Here is a 24806-nt window from a genome sequence, read left to right as displayed (position 1 = left end):
GTGCGTCTTGCACCGGGGGACCGTTTTGACCGATGTAAAGATTGGTGTGCGGATGCACAGGTCCTGCTTACAGTGGCCTGACGTGCCTTGGGAAAAGCTGTTACCGGACACGTACACAGCGGATCTCTTGCCGAAATTGATGTGGAACCCGAGGAGTAAAGAGCTGTGAGCACAGAGAACGAGGGCAACGAGGGCACTGCGGGCGAGGCCGTTCCGTCCGTTCCGTCCGTACCTCCAGTGCCGGCCGATGCTCCTCAGGGGGCGCCCGGGAGCCAGCCCGAGTCCACCCCCGCCCAGGCGGCCGAGCCGCCGACCGCACCTCCCCACGCGCCCCAGCCCCACACCACCCCTTACGCACCGCAGGCGCAGTCGGCCGCCGAAGCCAACTGGCCGCCCCCGGCCCCGCCCGCCGTGCCCGCGTACGCCTCCCACGGTGCAGGCGGCGGCGGTCCGGTCTGGGGCGCGCAGTCCCAGCCGTACGCCCCCGAAGGCCCGCGCAAGCGCGGCATGGGCGGCCTGGTGGCGGCGGTGGCAGCCGCGGCGCTGATCGCCGGCGGCATCGGCGGCGCCTTCGGCTACTGGGCGGCCGACCGCAACGGCTCCGGCTCGACCACGGTCTCGGCCTCCGCCAATCCGCAGGACCTCAAGCGCGATCCCGGCACGGTCGCGGGTGTGGCAGCCAAGGCGCTGCCCAGTGTGGTCACCATCGACGCGCAGGGCGGCGACGGCGAGGGCGGTACGGGCACCGGCTTCGTGTACGACAAGGAGGGCCACATCCTCACGAACAACCACGTGGTGGCCTCCGCGGCGGACACCGGCCAGCTCACGGCGACGTTCTCCAACGGCAAGAAGTACGGTGCCGAGGTGGTCGGCCGGGCGCAGGGCTACGACGTCGCCGTGCTGAAGCTGAAGAACCCGCCGTCCGGGCTCACCCCGCTCTCCCTCGGCAATTCGGACCAGGTCGCGGTCGGCGATTCCACGATCGCGATCGGCGCCCCGTTCGGCCTGTCCAACACGGTCACCACGGGCATCATCAGCGCCAAGAACCGCCCGGTCGCCTCCGGTGACGGCTCCGGTGGCAGCAACTCGTACATGAGCGCCCTGCAGACCGACGCCTCGATCAACCCGGGCAACTCCGGTGGCCCGTTGCTCGATGCCCGCGGCGCGGTCATCGGCATCAACTCGGCGATCCAGTCGACCGGCAGCAGCGTCGGCCAGACCCAGGCGGGCTCCATCGGCCTCGGCTTCGCGATCCCGATCAACCAGGCGACCAACGTCGCCCAGCAGCTGATCAAGACCGGCAAGCCGGTCTACCCGGTGATCGGTGCCACGGTCACCATGGACGAGAAGAGCGGCGGCGCGGTCATCTCCGACCAGGGGGCGGGCGGCACGGAGGCCGTGTCCAAGGACGGCCCCGCGGACCGGGCGGGCCTTGAGGCGGGCGATGTCATCACGAAGTTCAACGACACCCCGATCGACAGCGGCCCGACCCTGATCGGCGAGATCTGGACCCACAAGCCCGGCGACCACGTGACGCTGACCTACGAGCGCGACGGCCGGACGGCGACGGCCGAGGTCACCCTCGGGGAGCGCAGCGGCGACAGCTGACCCGGCCGGTCGGCCACAGCGCCCGACGCCAGGAGGGCCCCGCACCCGCGGGGCCCTCCCGCGCATCCGGACGACGGCCGACTACCGGTACGCTGTAGGCGCTCCGTCACAGGCGGGCGGAGCAGGGGTGGGTTGCCCGAGCGGCCTAAGGGAACGGTCTTGAAAACCGTCGTGGCGCGAGTCACCGTGGGTTCAAATCCCACACCCACCGCAGCAGTTCGGCGAACACGCCGATGAGAAGGGGCGTCCCGGGAACGGGGCGCCCCTTCGTCGTGGACCACGGTCCTCCTGTGTGTTGTCAGTGGCCGCTGTTAGCGTCCGGCCGTTCTGGCAGAGCTGTGTGGGGAGGGGACGGCGGATGGGTGCTTCGGGGTGGGACTACTCCGTGCCGCATCAGGAAGATCTCGTCGGGGCGTTCGAGGGGTTGCGACGGAAGGTCTTCGAGGAGCGGGAGTACTACTGGGGTCCGGGCGCCGACTGGTGGCCCGAGGGCGAGCGGCTGCCGTGGCCCGAGACCGAGGAGGAGCTGTGGGAGCACGAGCTCGTGCAGCACGACGGGACGCACTCGATCCTCGACATCTTCCGGATCATCGGGCCCGACGAGAAGCCGGACTACGGGACGGTCAAGCAGGTGACCGAGGAGGAGGCGCTGCGGGTCCTGGGCGCGCGGAAGCTCACCCGGGCGCACGTGCCGAGGTTCGAGGAGTTCGACCACTGGCGTTGGTACGGGCGGTGCGCCGTGCTCCATGACGACCGGGGGGAGCCGCAGGAGATCTACTTCTGGGGCTACTCCGGCGACTGAGCCGGCCAGGGCTCCCGCGGGCTGACTGCCTGCGGGGGCCAGAGTGCCGGGGCAGGGGCGAATTGAGTACGGCTACTCACGCCGGTGTCATGGTCGCGTCAGGAGCATGGGCAGCACCACATCTTCTGGGGGGAATCGATGAGTGCGCGCACCCTGCTGCGTCTGACCTTCGCCAATGCTGCTTCCGCTGTCTATCTGGGGCTCGTCGGTGCGACCGTCGTGTTCGAAGTGGCTGCCGCGCTGTTCGAGGATCCCGGAATCGTCGGGATATGGACGTTCCTTCTCACCGCCCCCACTTCCTTGCTGGCGGCAGGGGCGGTTGGGGCGGTCTGGGGTATGGAGGCGCCCGTCGGGTACCTGGTCGGCGGGGTCGTCATCAGCGCTCTGGTCCAGTCGTTCGCCCTGGGAGCGCTCCTGGCGGCTCTGCGCGGCCGTCGCCAGGAGCTCCCCCGTCCGAGCCGCGGCTGAACTGTTCCGTTCCTTGCTCGGCAGGCCACTGCTGGAGCACGCGCGGCGGGGATAGCCTCCAGCCATGGCGAGCTTCGAGATCACACCGATAGGTACGGTCCGGAACGACCGGACGGATGTCCAGCACACGGACAACTGGGGTGCAGTCCGCAGCACGATCACCATCGACGAGCGCTTCGGCGAGGCAGCACTCCAGGGCCTGGAGGAGTTCTCACACGTGGAGGTCCTCTTCGTCTTCGACCAGTTCCCGGAGCGCGACGACTACCGCGAGCCCCGCCCCTACCGAGGCCGTTCCGACCTCCCGCCCGTCGGCGTGTTCGCCGGTCGCGGACCCCGCAGGCCGAACCGCATCGGGGTGACGTGCTGCGCCGTCGAATCCGTCGACGGCCGCGAACTGACGGTGGTGGGCCTCGACGCCGTCTCGGGCACCCCGGTCATCGACCTGAAGCCGGCGATGGTGGAGTTCAGCCCTGTGGACATCAAGCAGCCGGAATGGGTCGGCAGTCTGATGTCGGAGTACTTCCAGCCGTAGGTGGGACCGTCGGGCCGGGTGGGGCAAGTGGTGTTTGTCCGCAGAGTGTTCGCTGATCAGGGGCGTAGCCGCGGTGGCCGGGGCGGGTGGTGGGGCGGCACGGTTGGATACCAGCCATTTACGTCTGTGGCACCGGCTGCGGGTGAAGATTTTTGTCGCATGATGTGCCACCACACAGCGGTGCGTACTACTAGATTGTCAACGCACCACGAGGCCGATCATGGTCTGCCTTTCATCGTTCATCAGCTGTCATTCGGCAGTCGGTCACCACGAAGAACCCTGGTGAACACCATGTCCAGGCAGGCTTTCGGTCCGCACCACCGCGCACGGCCGGGCTGACAGTGCTGGACGGTCGCGACGTTCGCAGTAGTTCCTGACCTGATCCGGTTGTCCGGGGAGCCCCACTTTCCCGGCCGAGAGTATGAGGCGCGTTCTGTGAAGGTTCGTACGAGGCGGTCGGCCACTCTGATCTCGGGGGGAGTGGCGGTGGTGCTGCTACTGGCGGGTTGTGGCTCGGAGGACCAGATCTGGCCGTTCGAGAGCAAGGACACGATGGTCGTCGGCATGTCCGACGACATCCTGGCGACCGATCCGGCCGCGGGGTACGACCCCGGGTCCTGGCTGCTGTTCAACAACGTCTTCCAGTCACTGCTGAGTTTCCCGCCCGGGAGCTCCATACCGGTGCCCGAGGCCGCCGACGAGTGCGCCTTCTCGGACGGCAGCAGGACCTACACCTGCACCATGCGCGACGACCTGAAGTTCAGCAACGGCCACAGCCTCACCTCGGCGGACGTCAAGTACTCCTTCGACCGGGCGATCAAGATCAACGACCCGGCGGGACCGGCACCGCTGCTCTCCGGCATCTCGTCGATCAGGACCCCGGACGACAAGACCGTCGTATTCCGCCTCAAGGTGCCCGACGCCACGTTCCCGAGCAAGATCGCATCGGGTGCCGGCTCCATCGTCGACCGCCGGGTCTATCCCGAGGACAAGCTGCTCGAAGGCGGCGAGACGGTCGGTTCCGGTCCTTACAAGCTGGACTCCATAGACAAGACGAAGGCCGAATTCTCGGTCTATTCCGGCTATCACGGAACCGCCGAGGTGAAGAACTCCGGCGTGACGATGAAGCTCTTCCAGGGTGACCAGAACGCGCTCAAGACCGCGCTGGAGGAGGACGAGGTCGACATCGCGTACCGCGGTCTCACCGCCAAGACGGTTGCCGCTCTGGACACTTCGCCCAGCGCGGAGAAGGACAGCATCGACGTCGTCCAGGGAAGCAGCGCGGAAGTCCAGCACATGGTCTTCAACGTCTCCGACCCGGTGGTCGGCAAGCTCGCCGTACGCAAGGCCATCGCCTATCTCGTCGACCGATACGCACTGGTCAGCCAGGTCTACCAGTCCACGGCGACGCCGCTCTACTCGATCGTCCCGGTCGGTATCACCGGGCACGGCAACTCCTTCTTCAACACCTACGGCGACAGCCCGCAGCCGCAGAAGGCGAAGGATGTGCTGAGGGAATCCGGGATCACCGAGAAGGTGAAACTCACCCTCTGGTCCACGCCGAGCCGTTACGGACCGGCCACCGACGACGAACTCCGGACCATCGCCGATCAGTTGAACAAGAGTGGACTGTTCGAGGCCGAGATGAAGTCCGTTCCGTTCGACCAGTACGAAAAGGGCATCGCCGAGGGCAAGTTCGGCGTCTACGTCAAGGGCTGGGTTCCTGACTATCCCGACCCCGACAACTTCACCCAGCCGTTCTTCGGCGACGGAAACGTCCTGTCGAACAATTACGAGAACAGCGAGATCACCAAGAAGATCATCCCGGAGACCTCGTCCATGACCGACCGCTCGAACACCCGGTCGGCGTTCATCAAGCTCCAGGACATCGTGGCGCGTCAGCTGCCGCTCCTGCCGCTCTGGCAGGGAAAGCAGTACGCGGTCGCCAACGAGAACGTCCGGGGCCTGCAGAACTGTCTGGACACGTCCACCGTCTTCCGGTTCTGGGAACTCAGCATGGCGCCCTGACGCTCTGCTAGTCGTCCGTCGCTCCGGGCGCGGCCGTGGTGAGGCGGGCCGCCGATTCGATGGTGGCGCGGGCCTCGCGTTCGGTGAGGCCGGTGAGGACGGCGGCGTGGGTGAGGGCGTCCGCCAGGGCGTCGCCGTAGCCGTGTTCGTAGGCGCGGCAGGCTGCCCAGAAGAGCCGTGTGTTGCGCTGGCCCTCGCGTGCCGCGAGCACGAAGCGGACCAGTCCCCGGCCCCGGTCCGGGGACTTCGCCCCGGTCCGGCGGCGCGCCGGGGGCATGAGCAGGCGCAGCAGTGCGCGGGGGCAGGGGGCCGGAGGCAGGCCGGCGGTGCCCGGGGCCAGTCGGTAGCGGCCGTGCGGAGTGACCGAGCCGGGGCCCACCAGGTAGCCGCCGGTGCCCCGGATGTCGATGCCGGGGGCCAGCCGGCTCGCGGAGTTCGGTACGGGGATGCCGGGCGGGCCGGTCAGCCAGAGGTGCCGCCCGCCGCTCGGGGTGAGGACCGTGACGGTCGGCGGGATCGTGAACAGGTGGTGCAGGGCCAGCCGCCGGAGCGATACGGCGGAGTCCTCGCCGCCCGGGGTGTCGACGTCCAGGTCGATGCCGATGAGGTGGTGCGGGGGCCGGCCGCAGGCGATGCCGTAGCCGGTGGCCCACGGGGCGGCGGCGAAGAGGGCCCGTACGGCGGCCGGGTCCGTGGTGGCGTCGTGGACACCGTGCCCGGGGAGGCCGCACGCGCCCCGGCAGGTGGACCGGCGGTCGTCGTTCCGGTGCGGAGAGGGCAGCGCGGGGAGCTTGCGGGCGGTCAGCGGGATGACGGGGAGCCCGCGCTCGGCGGCGGAGAGCGCGTGGGCGAGGGCCAGGGTGGCGGTCTGCCGGTCGGTGATGGCCATGGCTCTATTTTCGTTCAGGTGTTCGAAAAAGGGAAGGGAGTGTGGCGTCGGCGGCCCGGCTGCCGGAACGCTTCTCCCCTTGGGGGGTACGGGGCCGGGCCGCCCGGCAGCTTCCCGGTGATCCCCCGGCGGGGCGCGGGCAGGGGTGACCTGGGGCTTTTGGGGCGCACAAAGGTTTATCGGAGCTTCCTCACGCCTGCGGGGGAATCGGCGAGCACGGGCGGTTCGCCGGGGATCCGGTGGGCAACTCTGGTCTCGCGACGTCGTGACCAAGACCGGGGCGGTCGACCAACTGCCTCGGAACAAGCCGTACTTCCGGTTCCTGGAGGAATTGAAATGGCAAGCATCCGTACCGCTCGTGCCCTCGCCGCTGTTGCCGCCCTGCCCCTTGCCGCCGCGCTCTTCGGCGGTGTGGCCCAGGCCGACAGCGGCTCGTTCGCGAACGACGGATCCAATGCGGCCGTTGCGACGGTCGTCGGCAGCGGTGTCGGCGGCAACAACTCCGGCAACTCGTCCACGTCCCAGCAGCAGGCCGTCGGCTCCGGAGCGTCGAACTCGAGCAACTCCGCGCAGGTCAACGGCTCCGGGTTCACCGTGGTCGACCAGGACAACGACAACATCGCGGTGAACTTCACCAACCTCTGGTGAGCCATGGCCGGTCATGGCCGGTCGGGGGGTCGGGCCAAGGTCGGCCGCACATGCAACACGGTCTGCGCGAGGGTGCTTCGGTGCCCTCGCGCGGGCCGTTTCGCGTTGCCGGAGAAAGTGGACCACCGGGGCGGGCGCGCCCCCGAGGGGCGTCGTCGACCTTGACAGCGGACCTGGATCTGACGGACAGTCAGAAACCCTGATCCGTACGCCCCGTGTCCGGGAGGCAGCCCGCCGTGCACCTCGCCCAGACGGAACGCCAGCAACAGCTGCGCGCCGAACTCCGCACGTACTTTCGTGAGGTGATGCCCGGGAGGGACGCGGGTACGGCCCCGGGGGCCGAGGACCCGGCCGAACAGCGGCGGGTGCTGCGCAGGATCGGCGCCGACGGGATGCTCGGGCTCGGCTGGCCCGTCGAGTACGGCGGCCAGGGGCGCGGCGCCGACGAGCAGTTCGTCTTCTTCGACGAGGCGTACCGGGCCGGGGCACCCGTCTCGATGGTCACCCTCAACACCGTCGGCCCGACGCTGATGAAGTACGGGACCGATGAGCAGAAGGCGTACTTCCTGCCCAGGATCCTCAGCGGCGACCTCGTCTTCGCCATCGGCTACAGCGAGCCCGAGGCCGGTACGGACCTCGCCTCGATGCGCACCAGGGCTGTGCGGGACCGCGGGGAGGCCGCCGGTACGGACGGTGCCGGGGGCGACGCCGGCCACTGGGTGATCGACGGGCAGAAGATCTTCACCAGCAACGCCCAGAACGCGGACTGGATCTGGCTCGCCTGCCGTACGGATCCCGACGCGCCCAAGCATCAGGGCATCTCGATCATCCTCGTGCCGACCGACTCCCCCGGGTTCTCCTGGACACCGATCGAGACCGTGGGCGGGCTCACCACGACGGCCACCTACTACGACGGGATACGGGTGCCGGCCGCCAACCTGGTGGGCCCGGAGAACGGCGGCTGGGGGCTGATCACCAATCAGCTGAACCATGAACGGGTGGCCCTCGCCGCGATCGGGATGCAGGCCGAGGACTTCTACGAGGCGGCCCTCGCGCACGCCCGCACCCCCGACCCCGTGACGGGCGGGCGCCCGGCCGACGAGCCGTGGGTGCGCGCCCGGCTGGCCGAGGCGTATGCCCGGCTGGCGGCGACGCGGCTGCTCAACTGGCGTCTGGTGGGGGACGTCGGGGCGGGTTCGCCGGCCCCGGGCGAGGCGAGCGGCGTGAAGTTCGCGGGGACCGAGAGCGCCGTCGAGGTGTACCGGATGTGCCAGGAGATCACCGGGGAGACGGGCATGGTGCGGGGCGGTTCGCCCGGCGCCTTCGGGGACGGGGAGCTGGAGCGGATGAACCGGGCGGCGCAGATCAACACCTTCGGGGGCGGGGTGAGCGAGGTGCAGAGGGAGATCGTCGCGACGATGCGGCTCGGCATGAAGCGGGGCAGGCGGTGACGGCCGGGACGGGAGTGCCCGAGGGGCCGGACGAGCTCCACGGGCGGCTCAAGAAGTTCGAGGGGCGGGCGGCCGCGACCGCGGGCACGGGCAAGGACCCGGTCAACGAGGCGATGATCAGGCACTGGTGCGAGGCGATGGGGGACACGAACCCGGCGTACTCGGGACCGGACGCGGTCGCTCCGCCGACGATGCTCCAGGCGTGGACGATGGGCGGCCTGTCGGGGCACACCGACCGCTCCGCGGCGTACGAGGAACTCTTCGGGCTGCTCGACGGCGCGGGATACACCTCGGTGGTCGCGACCGACTGCGAGCAGGAGTACCTGCGGCCGCTGCGGCCCGGGGACCGGATCACCTTCGACGCGGTCATCGAATCGGTCTCCGAGCGCAAGACCACCAAGCTCGGGACGGGGTACTTCGTCACCACGCGCATGGACGTCCGGGCGGACGGTGAACCCGCCGGTACGCACCGCTTCCGGATCCTCAAGTACACCCCGGCGACGGCGAAGCGGGCGGCGCGCGGCGACGCGAGGAGCCGACGCCCGAGGCCGGTGATCAACCGGGACAACGCCGGGTTCTGGCAGGGCGTCGCCGAGCACCGGCTGCTGATCCAGCGGTGCGGCGAGTGCGCCACGCTGCGCTTCCCCTGGCTGCCCGGCTGCAACGCGTGCGGCTGCCAGGAGTGGGACACGGTCGAGGCGAGCGGCGAGGGCACCGTCTTCAGCCATGTGGTGATGCACCACCCGCCCTTCCCCGCGTTCGCCGCCGACGGGGCGGGCGGACCGTACGCGGTGGCGCTGATCGAGCTGGTCGAGGGGGTACGGATGGTCAGCAATGTCGTCGGCGTGCCGTACGACAAGGTGCGGCCGGGAATGCCGGTGCGGCTGGAATTCCTGCGTACGGACCCCGAGTTGGAGCTTCCGGTATTCCGGGGAGGCGAGGGCTGAGATGGATTTCGCACCCACCGAGGAGCAGTCGGCGGCACAGGGGCTCGCGGCGCGGATCTTCGGCGATCTGTCGACGCCCGAGCGGCTGGCCGTGGCCGGCCCGGCGACCGACGCCGAGCTGTGGAAGGAGCTCTGCGCGGCAGGGCTGACCGCGGCCGTCGAGGAGACCGGGCTGCTCGGCCTGGTGCTCCTGCTGGAGGAGCAGGGGCGCACGACGGCGCAGGTGCCGTTCGCGGCGAGCTGTGTGTACGGGCTGCTGTCCGTCGCCCGGCACGGCACGGACGAGCAGCGGGAGCGGCTGCTGCCCGCGCTGAGGGACGGCACGGCCGTTGCCACCGGGGCCTTCCCGGCACGCGGCCGGATACGGGCGGACGGTACCGGCACCGATGACGCCGGGCGGCTGAGCGGCAGCGTGCCGTACGTGCCGTGGCTGCGGGACGCCGACCTCGTCCTCGTAGCGGACCGGGAGCACCGGCTGTGGATCGTCCGGACGGGTGATCCCGGTGTGCTGACCGAGCCGGTGGAGACCACGGCGCCGTGGTCGGCGGCGCGGCTCGTCCTGGACGGGGCGCGCGGGGAGCGGCTCGGCGGCGCCGGAGCGTACGAGGCGGTGCTGGCGGCGGCCCGGACGGCGTTCGCGGGACTGCAGGCCGGGGTGTGCGCCGGTTCGCTGGCCCGTGCCGTCGCGCACGTCAACACCCGGGAGCAGTTCGGGCGCCCCCTCTCCACCAAGCAGGGGGTGCTGCTGCGCGCCGCCGACGCCCATATGGACACCGAGGCGATCCGGGTCACCGCGTACGAGGCGGCCTGGCGGTACGACACGGGTCTGCCGTACGGACCGCAGGCGCTCACCGCCGCCTGGTGGGCCTCGGAGGCCGGAAAGCGCGTGGTGCACGCCGGGCAGCACCTGCACGGCGGCACCGGCGCGGACCTCGACCACCCCGTGCACCGCCACTTCCTCTGGGGCCGGCAGCTCGACGCCTACCTGGGATGCGGCGGCGAAGTGCTTCAGGAGCTCGGCGATTCGCTGGTGAAGGAGGGCACGGAGTGAAGGTGAAGGCCGGTGACGAACTGGCGCCGCTGGAGATCGCGGTGACCCGCACCCTGATCGTGGCGGGCGCGATCGCCTCCCGCGACTACCAGGACGTGCACCATGACGCGGAGGTCGCCCGGGAGAAGGGCTCCCCGGACATCTTCATGAACATCCTGACGACCAACGGCCTGGTCGGCAGGTACGTCACCGACCGCCTCGGCCCGTCGGCCGTGCTCCGCAAGGTCGCGATCCGGCTGGGCGCGCCCAACTACCCCGGGGACACCATGGTCCTGAGCGGCACCGTCACCTCCGTCGCGGACGACGGGACGGCCGAGGTGAAGATCATCGGCTCCAACGGCCTGGGCAGACACGTCACCGGCACGGTGACCGTCGGCGTACCGCGGGGGGCGGCATGAGCGTGCGCAGGGCCGATTCGCTCGGCGGCAGGGCGGCGGTCGTGGGGATCGGCGCGACCGAGTTCTCCAAGGACTCCGGGCGCAGCGAGCTGAAGCTGGCCGTCGAGGCGGTGCGGGCCGCCCTCGACGACGCCGGGCTGACCCCCGACGACGTGGACGGGCTGGTCACCTTCACCATGGACACCAGCCCCGAGATCACCGTCGCCCAGGCGGCCGGGATCGGTGAGCTGTCGTTCTTCTCCCGCATCCACTACGGCGGCGGGGCGGCCTGCGCCACCGTCCAGCAGGCGGCGATGGCGGTGGCGACCGGGGTGGCCGACGTGGTGGTCTGCTACCGCGCGTTCAACGAGCGCTCGGGGCGCAGATTCGGCTCCGGCGTGCAGCAGCGGGAGCCCACCGCTGAAGGCACGGCGCTCGGCTGGAACCTGCCCTTCGGGCTGCTCACCCCGGCCTCCTGGGTCGCCATGGCCGCCCAGCGCTATCTGCACGCCTACGGGCTGACGCCGGACGTCTTCGGCCATGTCGCGGTGACCGACCGCCGACATGCCGCCCGGAACCCGGCGGCGTACTTCTACGGGAAGCCGATCACCCTGGCCGACCATGCGGCGTCGCGGTGGATCGTCGAACCGCTGCGGCTGCTCGACTGCTGCCAGGAGACCGACGGCGGGCAGGCGATCGTCGTCACCAGCGCCGAGCGGGCCCGGGACCTGCGGCGGCCGCCCGCCGTGATCGTGGCCGCGGCGCAGGGCGCCGGGCGGGCGCAGGAGCAGATGACGAGCTTCTACCGCGACGGTCTGACCGGCCTGCCGGAGATGGGAGTGGTCGCCCGGCAGCTCTGGCGCAGCTCCGGCCTCTCCCCCTCCGACATCGACGTGGGCATCCTCTACGACCACTTCACCCCCTTCGTCCTGATGCAGCTGGAGGAGTTCGGCTTCTGCGCGCCGGGCGAGGCGGCCGGCTTCGTCGAGGCGGACGCGCTGCCCCTGAACACGCACGGGGGCCAGCTGGGGGAGGCGTATCTGCACGGCATGAACGGCATCGCGGAGGCGGTCCGGCAGATCCGCGGCTCGTCGGTGAACCAGGTCTCCGGGGCGGCCAGGACCCTGGTCACGGCAGGCACCGGCGTACCCACCTCGGGGCTGATCCTCGGCACGGACGACTGAGCGCGTCCGGCCCCGGGCGGGCGCCCGCGGCCGGGCGGGCGTCAGGGGCCGCCTCAGGGGCGCGCCCCTGATCCCCGGGGACGACGACTCCACCTACAGGAGGTGGAGGAGGCCCTACCCCTACACCCTGAGGCGGACGCGCTTTCGGGACCTGGGGCCGATCCCCCGGTGCGGTGCCCGCTTCTAGCGTGGAGCCATGACCACGCCAGTCTGCACGGGCAGCTCCGGGGGAGCCGCCACCACCGGACATGCGCCGTACCCGGGACACATGTCGCACACCCCGCACATCACCAAACACGGCGCACCCAGCCAGCACGGAGCGCGCACCGCACGCCCCGCGTACCCCTCGCGGACTCCGTACGCCCCGCACACCCCGAACGCGCCGTACGCCCCGTACCCATCGTTCTCCTCCTTCGTCCGGGCGAGGGGGCCCGTGCTGCTGCGGGCCGCGCGCTCGCTCACCGCCAACCCGAGCGACGCCGAGGACCTGCTGCAGACCGCGCTCACCAAGACGTACGTGGCCTGGGAGCGGATCGAGGACCACCGGGCGCTCGACGGCTACGTCCGCCGGGCCCTGCTGAACACCCGGACCTCGCAGTGGCGCAAACGCAAGGTCGACGAGTTCGCCTGCGACGAGCTGCCCGAGCAGGAGGCCGCCCCGGCCCCCGACCCGGCCGAGCAGCAGACGCTGCACGACGCCATGTGGCGTGCCGTGATGAAGCTGCCGGACCGGCAGCGGGCGATGGTGGTCCTGCGCTACTACGAGGACCTGAGCGAAGCCCAGACGGCCGAGGTGCTCGGGGTCTCCGTCGGCACCGTGAAGAGCGCGGTGTCGCGGGCGCTCGGCAAGCTCAGGCAGGACCCGGAACTCGCTCCGGTGCGGTGACTCCGGGGGCGGCGGTGCACCGGCGACCGCGCCTGATTCTGCCGAACGACACCGATTCGTACTCTCGGGACTAGTGACATACCGCGCGGTATGTGGGCAGAATCAGGCCAACCTTACTGCCGCGTAGCGCCCACCGGGAGGACGCCGTGCTGAGCACCATGCAGGACGTACCGCTGACTGTCACCCGCATCCTGAACCACGGGATGACCATTCACGGGAAGTCACAGGTCACGACCTGGACCGGCGAACCCGAGCCGCAGCGGCGCAGCTTCGCCGAGATCGGCCGACGGGCCACGCAGCTCGCCGGCGCGCTGCGCGACGAACTCGGCGTCGAGGGCGACCAGCGGGTGGCCACCCTCATGTGGAACAACGCCGAGCACTTGGAGGCGTATCTCGCGGTCCCCTCGATGGGCGCGGTCCTCCACACGCTCAACCTCCGGCTCCCGGCCGAACAGCTGGTCTGGATCGTCGGGCACGCCGAGGACAGGGTCCTCATCGTCAACGGCTCCCTGCTGCCGCTGCTCGCGCCCCTCCTCCCCCAGCTGACGTCGGTCGAGCACGTGATCGTCACCGGTCCGGGCGACCGTTCGCTCCTCGACGGGGCGACGCCCCGGGTGCACGAGTACGAGGAGCTGATCGCCGGCCGCCCCACCCACTACGACTGGCCCGAGCTGGACGAACGCCAGGCCGCCGTCATGTGCTACACCTCCGGCACCACCGGCGACCCCAAGGGCGTCGTCTACTCCCACCGCTCCGTCTACCTGCACTCCATGCAGGTCAACATGGCCGAGTCGATGGGCCTGACCGACAAGGACACCACGCTGGTGGTCGTCCCCCAGTTCCATGTGAACGCCTGGGGGCTGCCGCACGCGACGTTCATGTCCGGCATCAACGTGCTCATGCCCGATCGGTTCCTGCAGCCCGCCCCGCTCGCCGAGATGATCGAGCGCGAGAGGCCGACCCACGCCGCCGCAGTCCCCACCATCTGGCAGGGACTGCTCGCCGAGGTCACCGCCAACCCGCGCGACCTCAGCTCCATGGCCCGCGTCACCATCGGCGGCGCCGCCTGTCCGCCCTCCCTCATGGCCGCGTACGACAAGCTCGGCGTCCGCCTCTGCCAGGCCTGGGGCATGACGGAGACCTCGCCGCTCGGCACCATGGCCAACCCGCCCGCCGGACTGACCGAGGAGGAGGCATGGCCCTACCGCATAACGCAGGGCCGCTTCCCGGCCGGGGTGGAGGCACGGCTGGTCGGCCCCGGCGGCGAGCACCTGCCGTGGGACAACGAGTCGGCCGGTGAGCTGGAGGTGCGCGGCCCCTGGATCGCCGGGGCCTACTACGGAGGTGCGGACGGTGAGCCGCTGCGCCCCGAGGACAAGTTCAGCGAGGACGGCTGGCTGAAGACCGGTGACGTCGGAGTGATCAGCGAGGACGGCTTCCTCACGCTCACCGACCGGGCCAAGGACGTCATCAAGTCCGGCGGCGAGTGGATCTCCAGCGTCGAACTGGAGAACGCCCTGATGGCGCACCCCGATGTGGCCGAGGCGGCGGTCGTCGCCGTCCCGGACGAGAGGTGGGGCGAGCGCCCGCTGGCGACCGTGGTCCTCAAGAACGGCGCGAGCGTCGGCTACGAGGTGCTGAAGGACTTCCTCGCCACGTCCGGCATCGCCAAGTGGCAGCTGCCGGAGCGCTGGACGGTCATCGCGGCCGTGCCGAAGACCAGCGTCGGCAAGTTCGACAAGAAGGTGATCCGCAGGCAGTACGCGGCGGGCGAGCTGGACATCACCCAGCTCTGATCCGGGCGCCGCGGAAACGCCGAGGGCGGTACGGGAACGACTCCCGCACCGCCCTCGGCGTGTCCCACTTCCCGCGTCTCAGTTCGTACCGATCTTCGCGAGCAGATCGACGATGCGTGCCTGGACCTCTTCGCTCGTGGACCGCTCGGCCAGGAAGAGCACGGTCTCGCCCGAGCCGAGCTTCGGCAGCTCCGAACCGGTCATGTCGGCGGAGGTGTAGACGACCAGCGGGGTCCGGTTCAACTGGCCGTTGGCGCGCAGCCAGTCGACGATGCCGGCCCGGCGGCGGCGCACCTGCATCAGGTCCATCACCACCAGGTTGGGCCGCATCCGGGTGGCGAGCGACACCGCCTCGCTGTCGGTGGAGGCCCGCGCCACCTGCATGCCGCGGCGCTCCAGGGTCTCCGTCAGCGCCAGCGCGATCTCCTCGTGCTCCTCGATCAACAGCACCCGGGGCGGATGCTGTTCGCTGTCGCGCGGGGCGAGCGCCTTGAGGAGCACGGCGGGGTCGGCACCGTACGCCGCGTCCCGCGAGGCCTGTCCCAGGCCTGCCGTCACCAGCACCGGAACCTCGGCCGCCACCGCCGCCTGACGCAGCGACTGGAGGGCCTTGCGGGTGATGGGGCCGGTCAGCGGATCGACGAAGAGCGCGGCGGGGAACGCCGCGATCTGGGCGTCGACCTCCTCGCGCGAGTGCACGATCACCGGCCGGTAGCCGCGGTCGCTCAGCGCCTGCTGGGTGGAGACGTCGGGCGCCGGCCAGACGAGCAGCCGGCGCGGGTTGTCCAGCGGCTCCGGGGGCAGCTCGTCGTCGACCGGCTGCGGCGACGGGCGGTTGGCGACCTCGACCGCGCCACCCGGACCGTCCAGCGGCTCCGGACCCTCGGCGCCCTCGTCGGGGGCGCCTATCGCGTACGAGCGCCCCTCGGCCTCCGGGGCCGGGCGCAGCGGGCCCTGCCCCGGACCCGAGCCCGGTGCGGGGACGGACGGGGACGGCGCCGGCGCGGCGGCCTGCGGGGTGCGCTCGCCCTCCGGCGGCGCGGCGAGCTTGCGGCGCCGTCCGGCACCGCCGAGCGTCTGGTTCTGCTGGTGCGCGATGTGCTGGGCGAAGGGCACGCCCTGCCCGAGCGTCCGCACGCTGAACGCGCGCCCCTGCGTCGAGTCCGACGAATCGCCCGGCATCGGAGCCTCCGCGGGCAGCGGCTGCCTGCGCGCGTCCGGTACGGGCGAGATGCCCTGCGGGCCCTCCGCGGAGCCCGCTGCGGGAGCCGTGACGGCCGTGGTGCCCGTGGCATGCGTGGTCTGCCCGGCCGCGGGCGGCTCCGTTCCTTCGCCGGGCAGCCCGTCACCCTGCTCGCCCTGTTCGGCCTGGAGCGGGGCCTCGGAGGGGCGGGCGCGGCGACGGCCGGTCGGTACGGGATGCGGCTGGGGCGGGGTGTGGTCGTCGCCCGGCGCGATGTGTACGGCGTCATGGCGCCCCGGCAGCCAGGCGTCCGCGTCGGCGGCCGTGGCCGGGGACCGGTCGGCCTCCGCCGGCGGCAGCGCGAACGCGGTACGGGGCCCTGCGGGCTCGGCCTGGGCGGTCCGCTCCTGGGCGGCCGCCAGCGCCCGCCGGGCCCGCCGCCCGGCCGGCTGCGGCGCCTGCGACGGCACGGCCGAAGCGGGGACGGCAGCCGAGTCCGGAGCAGCGTCCGAATCCGAAGCGGAGGCGGGCAGAGCCAGCTGCCCCTGCCCCTGGTTCTCGGCACCCTGACGCGCACGGTGCCCACCCGCGGGCACCGGCACCGCCATCTGCCCCTCGGCCGGCACGCCCTGCGGCGGCACGGTCTGACCGAGCTGCGGCCGGCTGCCGCCGCCCTGCGCACCCTCGGCCGCCGTCACCACGGAACCCTCGGACGGGGCGGGCGGGGCCGCGGAGGCCGCGGGCAGCGCCAACGCCTGCCCGGCCCCCTGCCCCTGCTCAGGCGTCTCCGGCGACCCGGGTGATCCAGGCGACCCGGGCAGCTCGGGCAGCGGGTGCTGAGCACCGGTCTCGGCCGGGCTCGGCCGCCCCCGCCTGCGCCCCGAACCCTCGGTGCGCGCGCTCTCCGCGCCGGGCGCGTCCTGCGCCACGGGCTCACGACGCGCCCGGCGCCGCCCCGTCGGCTCGGCCGCCGCCGTGTCACCGTCGGACCCGGCACCCGCCCCGGAGCCGCCCACGGGGCTCTCCAGGAACGCGTCCGTGGACGACCGCCGCGCGCGTCGCCGCCCGCCGCCCGGCTGCTGCGCCGCCTCGGGCCCGGGAGCGGGCTGCGCACCGGCCTCGGGCTCCGGCTCGGACGCGGGCGCCGTCACCGTCCCCGAACCGGCGCCCAACGGCACTTCGAGCACATACGCGCTGCCGCTCATCCCCGGCACCTCGTGCGTCTGGAGCACACCGCCGTGCGCCCGCACGATCCCGCGCACGATCGGCTCGTGCACCGGGTCTCCCCCGGCGAACGGTCCGCGCACCTCGATCCGTACGACCTCACCGCGCTGCGCCGCCGCGACGACGACCGTCGAGTCGACGTACCCGCCGCCCGGCACCACCCGGGTCTTGCCGGTCGAGTCGACCCCGGCGACATCCGCGACCAGATGGGCCAGCGCGGTCACCAGCCGGGCCGCGTCCACCTCGGCCTCGATCGGCGGCGCGTGCACGGCGAACTGGGCGCGCCCAGGACCGATCAGCTCGACGGCCGCGTCGATGCCGGCCGTCACGACCGAGTCGAGCAGCACGTTCGTCTTGGCCAGCTTCTCGGCGCCGGCGTCCAGGAGCTGGTAGCCGAGGACGTTGTCGACGAGGGTGGTCATCCGGGCGTAGCCCGCCGCCAGGTGGTGCAGGATCTGGTTGGCCTCGGGCCACAGCTGCCCTGCCGGGTCGGCGGCGAGCGTCGAGAGTTCGCCGCGCAGCTCCTCCAGCGGGCCGCGCAGCGATTCGCCGAGCACGGCGGTGAGCTGGGTGTGCCGGGCGGTCAGCGCCGCCAGCAGATCGGCCTGCGCCTCCAGCTCGGCCGCGTACCGCTCGGTCCGGTCGGCAAGCTCCGTGCTGTGCCGCTCCGTCAGCTCGGCGACCTCGGCGGTGTGGCTGCCGGTCAGTTCGGCTAGCTCGGCCCGGTGCTGCTCGCCGAGCTCCTCGTACGGCCTGCGGTCGGTGAACGTCATGACGGCGCCGACCAGCTGGTCACCGTCCCGGACCGGCGCGGTGGTCAGGTCGACCGGCACCTGCGCGCCGCTCTTGGACCACAGGACCTGCCCGCGCACCCGGTGCTTGCGCCCGGACCTGAGGGTGTCGGCGAGCGGCGACTCCTCGTACGGGAACGGCTCGCCCTCCGCCCGCGAGTGCAGGATCAGCGGATGCAGCTCCTGGCCGCCCAGGTCGCTGGCGCGGAAGCCGAGGATCTGCGCGGCGGCGGGGTTGACCAGGACGACCCGACCGTCGGTGTCCGTACCGACGACGCCCTCGGCCGCGGCCCGCAGGATCATCTCCGTCTGCCGCTGCGAACGGGCCAGTTCGGCCTCGGTGTCGACGGTGCCCGACAGGTCCCGCACGACGAGCATCAGCAGCTCGTCTCCCGTGTAACTGCCGCTGTAGGTGCTCTGGAAGTCGTTGTACGCGGCCTGCCCGTCCTCCAGGCTGGCGCTGGTGACCTCGACCGGGTACTCGGTGCCGTCGGTCCGCCGGGCGGTCATCCGGGTCGGCTTCGTGCGGCTGCGGTCGTCGGCGGCGTCGGCGCGGCGCATCGACCCCGGGATCAGCTTGGAGTCGAACTCGGGCAGCAGGTCCAGGAGCCCGCGCCCGACGAGCGCGGTGCCCGGCGTCTCGAACATTTCGAGCGCGATGGTGTTGGCGTTGACGACCGTGCCGTTGCAGTTGACGAGCAGCAGCCCGTCGGGGAGTGCATCGAGTATGGCTGCGAGGCGAGCAGCGCCTCGGGATGGCCTGCTGCTCACGACGACGCTTCCTCCCTGGTTACCGCACCTTGCCGACAGCGGGCCCCATCTTGCCCCTCGGGCCGCGGGCTGTCACTGGAGGAGTCTAAAGGCAGCGGAGGGGCGAGGGGCTGCGGATGAGGGGGAGCTCTCACCAAGGTTCTGTGCATACGGTGTACGACTCCGTCCGGGCCGGGCCGGTCAGCCGACGTTCGGGAGCACCGGTCCGAGGGTGTTCCAGCGGGAGATCTCGCAGCCGTCGGTCCGGCTGAAGACCGTGCCGATGCGCCGCCCCTGCCAGGTCCCGGTGATCCGGGCGGTGGCCGGACCCCCGTGCTGCAGGGTGCACAGCGCGTCCCCGGGCACCGGGGCGAACGGGTCCTTCCCCTCGCCCGCCAGCTCGTCCAGCCGGCCGCAGGCCTGCTCCGCCACCGGGTGGCTGCCGCCCGCCGGCGCGCACCGAAGCTCGAAGGTCCCGTCGGCGGCGGCGTTCCCCGCGCCCGAGACGGTGATCGTCAGCCGGGCAGGGGCTTCGCCCTGGAGCACGGGCAGGGGCAGCGGCCGGGGCAGCGGCAGCGGAAGGGTGCCGCTGTCCGCGGTCGCGGCCGGCGCGACGGCGGACAGTGCGGCGAGGGAGACGAGGGCGGTGAGGGCGAGGCGGCGCAACATTGCGGGCTCCTGTGCTCGTGCACTGCGGCGGAAGTGCCGGTGGAACGGACGGAAGGACGGGAGGTGATGCCTCCGTCTTCACTAACGCTCCGCACGCCACGGCGTTGCGCAACCGCAGACGCTTTGCCCTCGCGGCCGACTGCCTAGTACCGTAGGCATCGATTGGTGACGCACCGCTCAACTGTGTCATCATCTGCACGCACCACTCGCGCTCGCGCGGGGTGTGCTGGAGGCGTCGCCTAGTCCGGTCTATGGCGCCGCACTGCTAATGCGGTTTGGGTCTTAAAGCCCATCGAGGGTTCAAATCCCTCCGCCTCCGCTTCATCACCGAAGCCCCGTGCCATTGGCACGGGGCTTCGGTCGTATCCGGGCTTCGGCTGCACCCGGCTTCGTCGTATCCGGACCTGGACGCTCCGCCGGTGCCGCCCCGAACAGCCCCGGCAGTACCTGCGCGACACCGTCGCGCAGGGCATTTCCGCAGGTCAGGACTGGTGGAGCTAAAGGATTTCGCGTCACGGCGCAGGTCATGTAATGTTGTTCTCGCAACGCCGACCGGGGAGAAAAAAACCGGGAAGCACAAGCACTCGTAGCTTAACGGATAGAGCATCTGACTACGGATCAGAAGGTTGCAGGTTCGAATCCTGCCGAGTGCACAGCAAGCCGAAGGCCCTCAGGAGAAATCCTGAGGGCCTTCGGCGTTATCCGTGTTGTCCGTACAGCAGCGGCCGGCCGGGGCGGCACGGCAACGAGCCGTGCCGCCCCGGCGTCCGGTCAGCGGGTGGCGAGGAGTTCCAGCGTGTCGATGACGCGGTTCGAGAAGCCCCACTCGTTGTCGTACCAGGCGACCACCTTGATGTGGCGGCCTTCGACGCGGGTGAGGGCCGAGTCGAAGATCGACGAGGCGGGGTTGCCCGTGATGTCGGACGACACGAGCGGGTCGTCCGAGTACTCCAGGACGCCGGCGAGCGGCCCCTCTGCCGCGGTGCGGTATGCCGCCAGCACGTCGTCGCGCGTCACGTCGCGGGCGACGGTCGTGTTGAGTTCGACGATCGAGCCCACCGGCACCGGTACGCGGATCGAGTCGCCCGACAGCTTGCCTTCGAGGTTCGGCAGGACCAGGCCGATCGCCTTGGCGGCGCCGGTCGTGGTCGGCACGATGTTGACGCCGGCGGCCCGCGCGCGACGGGCGTCGCGGTGCGGACCGTCCTGCAGGTTCTGCTCCTGCGTGTAGGCGTGCACCGTCGTCATGAACCCGTGCTCGATACCGGCGAGTTCGTCGAGGACCGCGGCCAGCGGCGCGAGCGCGTTGGTGGTGCAGGAGGCGTTCGAGACGATCGTGTGCACGGCCGGGTCGTAGGCGTCGGTGTTGACCCCGAACGCGAGCGTGACGTCGGCGCCGTCCGACGGCGCGCTGACGAGCACCTTCTTCGCACCCGCGTCGAGGTGGGCGCGGGCGGCCTTGGCCGAGGTGAAGCGGCCGGTGGCCTCCAGGACGATGTCGACGCCGAGTTCGGCCCACGGCAGCTGCGCCGGTTCGCGCTCGGCCAGCACCTTGATCCGGTGGCCGTCCACGACGAGTACGTCCCCGTCGACGGACACCGGGCGTCCGAGCCGGCCGGACGTGCTGTCGTAGGCGAGCAGCCGGGCGAGAGTGGCGGGCTCCGTCAGGTCGTTGACGGCGACGATCTCGAGGGCGCTGTCGCGCTCCAGGAGTGCGCGCAGCACATTGCGTCCGATGCGGCCGAATCCGTTGATGGCGATGCGAGTCATGAGTGATGTCCCTTTCCTTCGCCACCAGGCTCGCCCGAGGCGCGCGCCGCTGACAGTGGCGGGATCGCCATGGTTCAAAAGGATCCCGCCATGCGGTGCCGGGCGGGTCACTCGCCCCGGGTGAAGGTGCGCCGGTACTCGCTCGGTGTGGTGCCGAGGATGCGCTGGAAGTGCAGGCGCAGGTTCGCGCCGGTGCCGAGCCCGACGTCGGCGGCGATCTGTTCGACGCTGCGCTGCGAGCGCTCCAGCAGCTCGCGGGCCAGGTCGATGCGGGCGCGCATCACCCACTGCATCGGCGTGTAGCCGGTCTCCTCGACGAAGCGCCGGGAGAACGTGCGCGGCGAGACCTCGGCCTGCCGCGCCAGTGTGTCCAGGGTGAGGGGCTCGCCGAGCCGGTGCAGCGCCCACTCTCGGGTGGCGGCGAACCGCTCGCCGAGTGGCTCGGGGACGCTGCGCGGCACGTACTGGGCCTGGCCGCCGCTGCGGTAGGGGGCGGCGACCAGACGCCGGGCCGCGTGGTTGGACGCGGCCACTCCGAGGTCGCCGCGCAGGATGTGCAGGCACAGGTCGATGCCGGAGGCGGCGCCGGCCGAGGTGAGCACGCTGCCCTCGTCGACGAACAGCACGTTCTCGTCGACCTGGACGAGCGGATGCCTGGCCATGAGCGCCCGCGTGTAGTGCCAGTGCGTCGTGGCGCGCCTGCCGTCGAGCAGGCCCGTGGCGGCGAGCGCGAAGGCGCCCGTCGAGATGGCGGCGAGCCGCGCGCCCCGGTCGTGGGCGGCGATCAGTGCGTCGACGACGGCCTGCGGCGGGTCTTCGCGGTCCGGGTACCGGTAGCCGGGGACGAAGACGATGTCGGCCCACGCGAGCGCGTCGAGGCCGTGGGCGACGTAGTACGCGAGACCTTCGCCGCCGGCCACGGGACCGGGTGTCGCCCCGCACACCCGCACCTCGTACGGCATGCTCGCGCGGGTCGTGAAGACCTGCGCGGGAATTCCGACATCGAGCGGCTTCGCGCCTTCGAGTACGAGGACGGCGACGCGATGCAGGCGGGAGGACACAGTAAGAGGTTACGTGGGGCGTGACTTCGGTACGCCCCACGCGCGGACGGAGTGGGACTTTCCGGACACGGCTCAGCCCGTGATGTGGAAGGGGGTGTCGGCGCGCTCGTCGCTGTCCAGGCCGCGGACTTCGAACGACTGCTGCTGGTCCGAATCGACGCTGTCCTCCGGGACCGTGACCTCTGCGGCGAAGCCGCCGTCCGGTCCGGCCGTGACGTCGCGGAGGTCGAGTGTGGAGCCGTACGTTCCGTTGAACGTGATGCGCACCTGTTCCTCGGCCGTGAAACCGGAGCCCGTGATCGTGACGGTGGCTCCTATGGCGGCCGAGTCCGGTGCGGCCATGATGCGGGCGGCCGTGGGGGAAGGGGCCGGGGGCGGTGGTGTGGACGGAAGGCTCTGCACGGGGCGCGGGGTGGCCGAGGCGTGCTGCGAGGCCGGGGGCGCCGTGATGGCGGCGGGTGCCTTCGGGGAGTGGTCGCCCGCCACCGTGGTCGCGATCACGGCGGCGATGACGGTGGCCGAGCCGGTGATGACAGCCGCGATGATCACCGTTCGGTGGCTGCGATCGGTCCTTCCGGCCGGGTCGCCGGTGGTGCGGGTGTCGCCGGAGTCGGACACGTGGATTCTCCAACCGGTCATGTTTCAAAAGCAGTTGATCAGAATACTTGGCGCGGCGCTGCGGCGACCTCCGGTTTTTCCGTCCCGGCGCGAGGCTGCCGCGGCTGTCCATTAACGTCGCCTGACGTCGCTCAATGTCTTTTCGGGAGTCGTTCATGGCTGTGGCGTGGCAGTGCACCGGGCTGCGGTGGCCGGACGCGCAGGGGCCGCCCGTGCTGGGCTGGCGGCGGGGCGGGGCCGTACGGGGGAGTGCGCAGGCGTACGGGACGGAGTTCGGGTTCCGCGCCGAGGGGGAGCGGCGGTGCGTCGGGGCGCGCGGGAACGCGTGTCCGGTGGGGGCCGTGGTGTCGGGGCGGAGCACGGGGGCGCGGTGCCCGGAGTGCGCGCGGCTGGACCGGGCGCATTCGGTGGCCGCCGACACGATCGCCGATGACCCGAGGACGTACCGCGTTTATCTCGCCTGGTTCGGGCCGGGGACGGTGAAGGTCGGGATCACCGCCGAGCAGCGGGAGGCGGCGCGGCTGCGCGAGCAGGGGGCCGTGGTGTTCAGCTGGCTGGGGCGGGGGCCGTTGATGGCGTGCCGGCGGACCGAGGAGGTGCTGCGGTCGGCGCTCGGGGTGCCGGACCGGATTCCGTACGCGAGGAAGCGGGCCGTGCGCGGGGAGCTGCCGGGGGCGGCGGAGCGCCGTGCCGAGGTGGCGGAGCTCTACGGGCGGGCCGTGGCGCTGGAGGGGGCCGGGTGGCCGGATTCGCTGGCGCGGCTGCCGTTCGAGGCCGTCGACCACGCCGGGCTGTTCGGGCTCGACGGTGTGGTGGAGGTGGCGTGGGCCGTCACCGAGTTGGTGGCCGGGGGCGTGGTCGCGGGGCGGCTGGTGGCGGCGGCCGGGCCCGATCTGCATCTGGTGACGGCGACGGACGGGGTCGTGGTGCTGGACACCCGGCTGATGACCGGGTGGGAGCTGGTGGCGGCGGACCCGCGGGCCGGGGTGGGGGTGCCGGTGGCGGACATCGGGGGCAGTGGCGTGCAGGGCGGGCTGTTCTGAGATCGTCGGACCGGTCGGGTCCGGACGGTGAGGAATGGACCGTTACAGGCGGTTGGGAACGGTGGGAGGGGCGCGGGATGAGTGGTGACGCCGACGACGTCGTGCGGTTCCGGGAGCGGCTGGGGCTGCCCGGGATCATCGATGTCCATACGCATTTCATGCCGGAGCGGGTGCTGGCCAAGGTCTGGGCGTACTTCGACTCGGCGGGGCCGCTGACCGGGATGGAGTGGCCGATCGAGTACCGCCGTGACGAGGACGAACGCCTCGCGCTGCTGCGTTCGTTCGGCGTGCTCCGGTTCACCTCGATGCTCTACCCGCACAAGCCGGGGATGGCCGCCTGGCTGAACGGCTGGGCGGCCGACTTCGCCCGCCGGGTGCCGGACTGCCTGCACACCGCGACCTTCTACCCGGAGGAGGGCGTGGAGCGGTATGTGCGCGAGGCCGTCGAGGCGGGGGCGCGGATCTTCAAGTCGCACCTCCAGGTCGGCGCGTACGACGCCAACGACCCGCTGCTCGATCCGGTCTGGGGGCTGCTCGCGGAGGCCGGGATCCCGGTGGTGATGCACTGCGGTTCGGGGCCGGCGCCCGGCAAGCACACCGGCCCGGAGCCGGTCGGCCGGCTGCTCGCCCGGCATCCGCGGCTGCCGTTGATCGTGGCGCACATGGGGATGCCGGAGTACGAGGAGTTCCTGGCGCTGGCGGAGACGTACCCGCAGGTGCGGCTCGACACGACGATGGCGTTCACGGACTTCACGGAGGACTTCAGCCCGTTCCCGCCCACTGAGCGGGGGCGGCTCGCCGCGCTCGGGGACCGGATCCTGCTGGGCACGGACTTCCCGAACATCCCGTACCCGTACGCCCATCAACTGCACGCGCTGGAACGGCTGGAGCTGGGGGACGACTGGCTTCGGGCGGTCTGTCACGGGAACGCGAGCGCCTTGTTCGGGGTCGGCTGACGGCCCGGCGGCGGCGCTGCCGCTTTCTCAGGGAATTCACAGATTCGGGTAAGAGCCCTTTCAGAGGAGACCCA

21 protein-coding genes and 3 tRNA genes are annotated in these 24806 nt (G+C 71.5%); 18 read left to right on the top strand and 6 right to left on the bottom strand.

The window, feature by feature from the left end:
- Positions 1 to 165: 165 nt before the first annotated feature.
- The 6 genes from OG842_RS19460 (at position 166) to OG842_RS19435 (ending at position 5438) form a co-directional block, all read left to right on the top strand.
- A complete protein-coding gene (locus OG842_RS19460; protein ID WP_266731235.1) occupies positions 166 to 1608 on the top strand; it encodes a S1C family serine protease in 1443 nt (480 codons plus the stop codon).
- A gap of 126 nt (positions 1609 to 1734) precedes the next feature.
- Positions 1735 to 1819, top strand: a tRNA-Ser gene (locus tag OG842_RS19455).
- A gap of 147 nt (positions 1820 to 1966) precedes the next feature.
- The gene (locus OG842_RS19450; protein ID WP_266731207.1) at positions 1967 to 2410 is read left to right on the top strand and encodes a hypothetical protein; all 444 of its coding nucleotides are present in this window, start codon (positions 1967 to 1969) and stop codon (positions 2408 to 2410) included.
- Positions 2411 to 2548: 138 nt separating this feature from the next.
- Positions 2549 to 2878 carry an SCO4225 family membrane protein gene (locus tag OG842_RS19445; protein WP_266731206.1) on the top strand — a complete coding sequence of 110 codons (330 nt, stop codon included), beginning with the start codon at positions 2549 to 2551 and terminating at the stop codon, positions 2876 to 2878.
- 64 nt (positions 2879 to 2942) lie between these two features.
- Positions 2943 to 3410, top strand: coding sequence for an SAM-dependent methyltransferase (locus OG842_RS19440; protein WP_266731204.1), 468 nt, complete (start codon positions 2943 to 2945; stop codon positions 3408 to 3410).
- A 435-nt stretch (positions 3411 to 3845) separates the two neighbouring features.
- Positions 3846 to 5438, top strand: a complete 1593-nt coding sequence (locus OG842_RS19435) for an ABC transporter substrate-binding protein (RefSeq protein ID WP_266731203.1) — start codon at positions 3846 to 3848, stop codon at positions 5436 to 5438.
- Between the two features lie 7 nt (positions 5439 to 5445).
- Here OG842_RS19435 and OG842_RS19430 read toward each other — a convergent pair whose 3' ends face one another.
- The gene (locus OG842_RS19430; RefSeq protein ID WP_266731202.1) at positions 5446 to 6327 is read right to left on the bottom strand and encodes a bifunctional DNA primase/polymerase; all 882 of its coding nucleotides are present in this window, start codon (positions 6325 to 6327) and stop codon (positions 5446 to 5448) included.
- A gap of 336 nt (positions 6328 to 6663) precedes the next feature.
- Here OG842_RS19430 and OG842_RS19425 point away from each other — a divergent pair, with 336 nt between their 5' ends.
- From OG842_RS19425 to OG842_RS19390, 8 genes are all read left to right on the top strand, one after another.
- A complete protein-coding gene (locus OG842_RS19425; RefSeq protein WP_266731201.1) occupies positions 6664 to 6975 on the top strand; it encodes a hypothetical protein in 312 nt (103 codons plus the stop codon).
- A gap of 236 nt (positions 6976 to 7211) precedes the next feature.
- Positions 7212 to 8426: an acyl-CoA dehydrogenase family protein gene (locus tag OG842_RS19420; protein WP_266731199.1), complete on the top strand. Its 1215-nt coding sequence runs from the start codon at positions 7212 to 7214 to the stop codon at positions 8424 to 8426.
- Positions 8423 to 9373: a bifunctional MaoC family dehydratase N-terminal/OB-fold nucleic acid binding domain-containing protein gene (locus OG842_RS19415; protein WP_266731198.1), complete on the top strand. Its 951-nt coding sequence runs from the start codon at positions 8423 to 8425 to the stop codon at positions 9371 to 9373. The genes OG842_RS19420 and OG842_RS19415 overlap by 4 nt, the downstream gene beginning before the upstream one ends.
- Before the next feature lies 1 nt (position 9374).
- Complete coding sequence (locus OG842_RS19410; RefSeq protein WP_266731197.1) at positions 9375 to 10424, top strand: acyl-CoA dehydrogenase family protein; 1050 nt, start codon at positions 9375 to 9377, stop codon at positions 10422 to 10424.
- A 2-nt stretch (positions 10425 to 10426) separates the two neighbouring features.
- Positions 10427 to 10822, top strand: a complete 396-nt coding sequence (locus tag OG842_RS19405; protein WP_266733689.1) for a MaoC family dehydratase — start codon at positions 10427 to 10429, stop codon at positions 10820 to 10822.
- Positions 10819 to 11985, top strand: coding sequence for a lipid-transfer protein (locus tag OG842_RS19400; protein ID WP_266731196.1), 1167 nt, complete (start codon positions 10819 to 10821; stop codon positions 11983 to 11985). Before OG842_RS19405 ends, OG842_RS19400 begins: the two co-directional genes overlap by 4 nt.
- Before the next feature lie 196 nt (positions 11986 to 12181).
- Positions 12182 to 12871, top strand: coding sequence for a SigE family RNA polymerase sigma factor (locus OG842_RS19395; RefSeq protein ID WP_266731195.1), 690 nt, complete (start codon positions 12182 to 12184; stop codon positions 12869 to 12871).
- A gap of 146 nt (positions 12872 to 13017) precedes the next feature.
- Positions 13018 to 14667: a long-chain fatty acid--CoA ligase gene (locus OG842_RS19390; RefSeq protein WP_266731194.1), complete on the top strand. Its 1650-nt coding sequence runs from the start codon at positions 13018 to 13020 to the stop codon at positions 14665 to 14667.
- 78 nt (positions 14668 to 14745) lie between these two features.
- On the opposite strand, the gene OG842_RS19385 is transcribed toward OG842_RS19390, so the two are convergent.
- The gene (locus OG842_RS19385) at positions 14746 to 18636 is read right to left on the bottom strand and encodes a PAS domain-containing protein (RefSeq protein ID WP_266731193.1); all 3891 of its coding nucleotides are present in this window, start codon (positions 18634 to 18636) and stop codon (positions 14746 to 14748) included.
- Positions 18637 to 18816: 180 nt separating this feature from the next.
- Positions 18817 to 19284, bottom strand: a complete 468-nt coding sequence (locus tag OG842_RS19380; protein WP_266731192.1) for an SSI family serine proteinase inhibitor — start codon at positions 19282 to 19284, stop codon at positions 18817 to 18819.
- A gap of 228 nt (positions 19285 to 19512) precedes the next feature.
- Between OG842_RS19380 and OG842_RS19375 the strand changes: the two genes are divergently transcribed.
- Together OG842_RS19375 and OG842_RS19370 are read left to right on the top strand one after the other, a co-directional pair.
- Positions 19513 to 19603: transfer RNA gene (locus OG842_RS19375), tRNA-Ser, on the top strand.
- Positions 19604 to 19864: 261 nt separating this feature from the next.
- Positions 19865 to 19937 (top strand) — tRNA-Arg (locus OG842_RS19370).
- A gap of 118 nt (positions 19938 to 20055) precedes the next feature.
- Here the strand turns inward: OG842_RS19370 and gap are convergent.
- The 3 genes from gap to OG842_RS19355 form a co-directional block, all read right to left on the bottom strand.
- Positions 20056 to 21054, bottom strand: a complete 999-nt coding sequence (gene gap, locus OG842_RS19365; protein WP_266731190.1) for a type I glyceraldehyde-3-phosphate dehydrogenase — start codon at positions 21052 to 21054, stop codon at positions 20056 to 20058.
- Between the two features lie 107 nt (positions 21055 to 21161).
- Positions 21162 to 22115, bottom strand: a complete 954-nt coding sequence (locus OG842_RS19360; RefSeq protein WP_266731189.1) for a GlxA family transcriptional regulator — start codon at positions 22113 to 22115, stop codon at positions 21162 to 21164.
- A gap of 72 nt (positions 22116 to 22187) precedes the next feature.
- Entirely contained in the window at positions 22188 to 22754 is a 567-nt protein-coding gene (locus tag OG842_RS19355) for an IPT/TIG domain-containing protein (protein ID WP_266731188.1), read from the bottom strand.
- Between the two features lie 134 nt (positions 22755 to 22888).
- Between OG842_RS19355 and OG842_RS19350 the strand changes: the two genes are divergently transcribed.
- Together OG842_RS19350 and OG842_RS19345 are read left to right on the top strand one after the other, a co-directional pair.
- Entirely contained in the window at positions 22889 to 23776 is an 888-nt protein-coding gene (locus OG842_RS19350) for a DUF2797 domain-containing protein (RefSeq protein WP_266731186.1), read from the top strand.
- Between the two features lie 77 nt (positions 23777 to 23853).
- Positions 23854 to 24732, top strand: a complete 879-nt coding sequence (locus OG842_RS19345) for an amidohydrolase family protein (protein ID WP_266731184.1) — start codon at positions 23854 to 23856, stop codon at positions 24730 to 24732.
- Positions 24733 to 24806: the final 74 nt, after the last annotated feature.

This window comes from Streptomyces sp. NBC_00376 (assembly GCF_036077095.1).
Lineage (GTDB): Bacteria > Actinomycetota > Actinomycetes > Streptomycetales > Streptomycetaceae > Streptomyces.
This window is presented reverse-complemented; position numbering and strand designations above follow the sequence as displayed.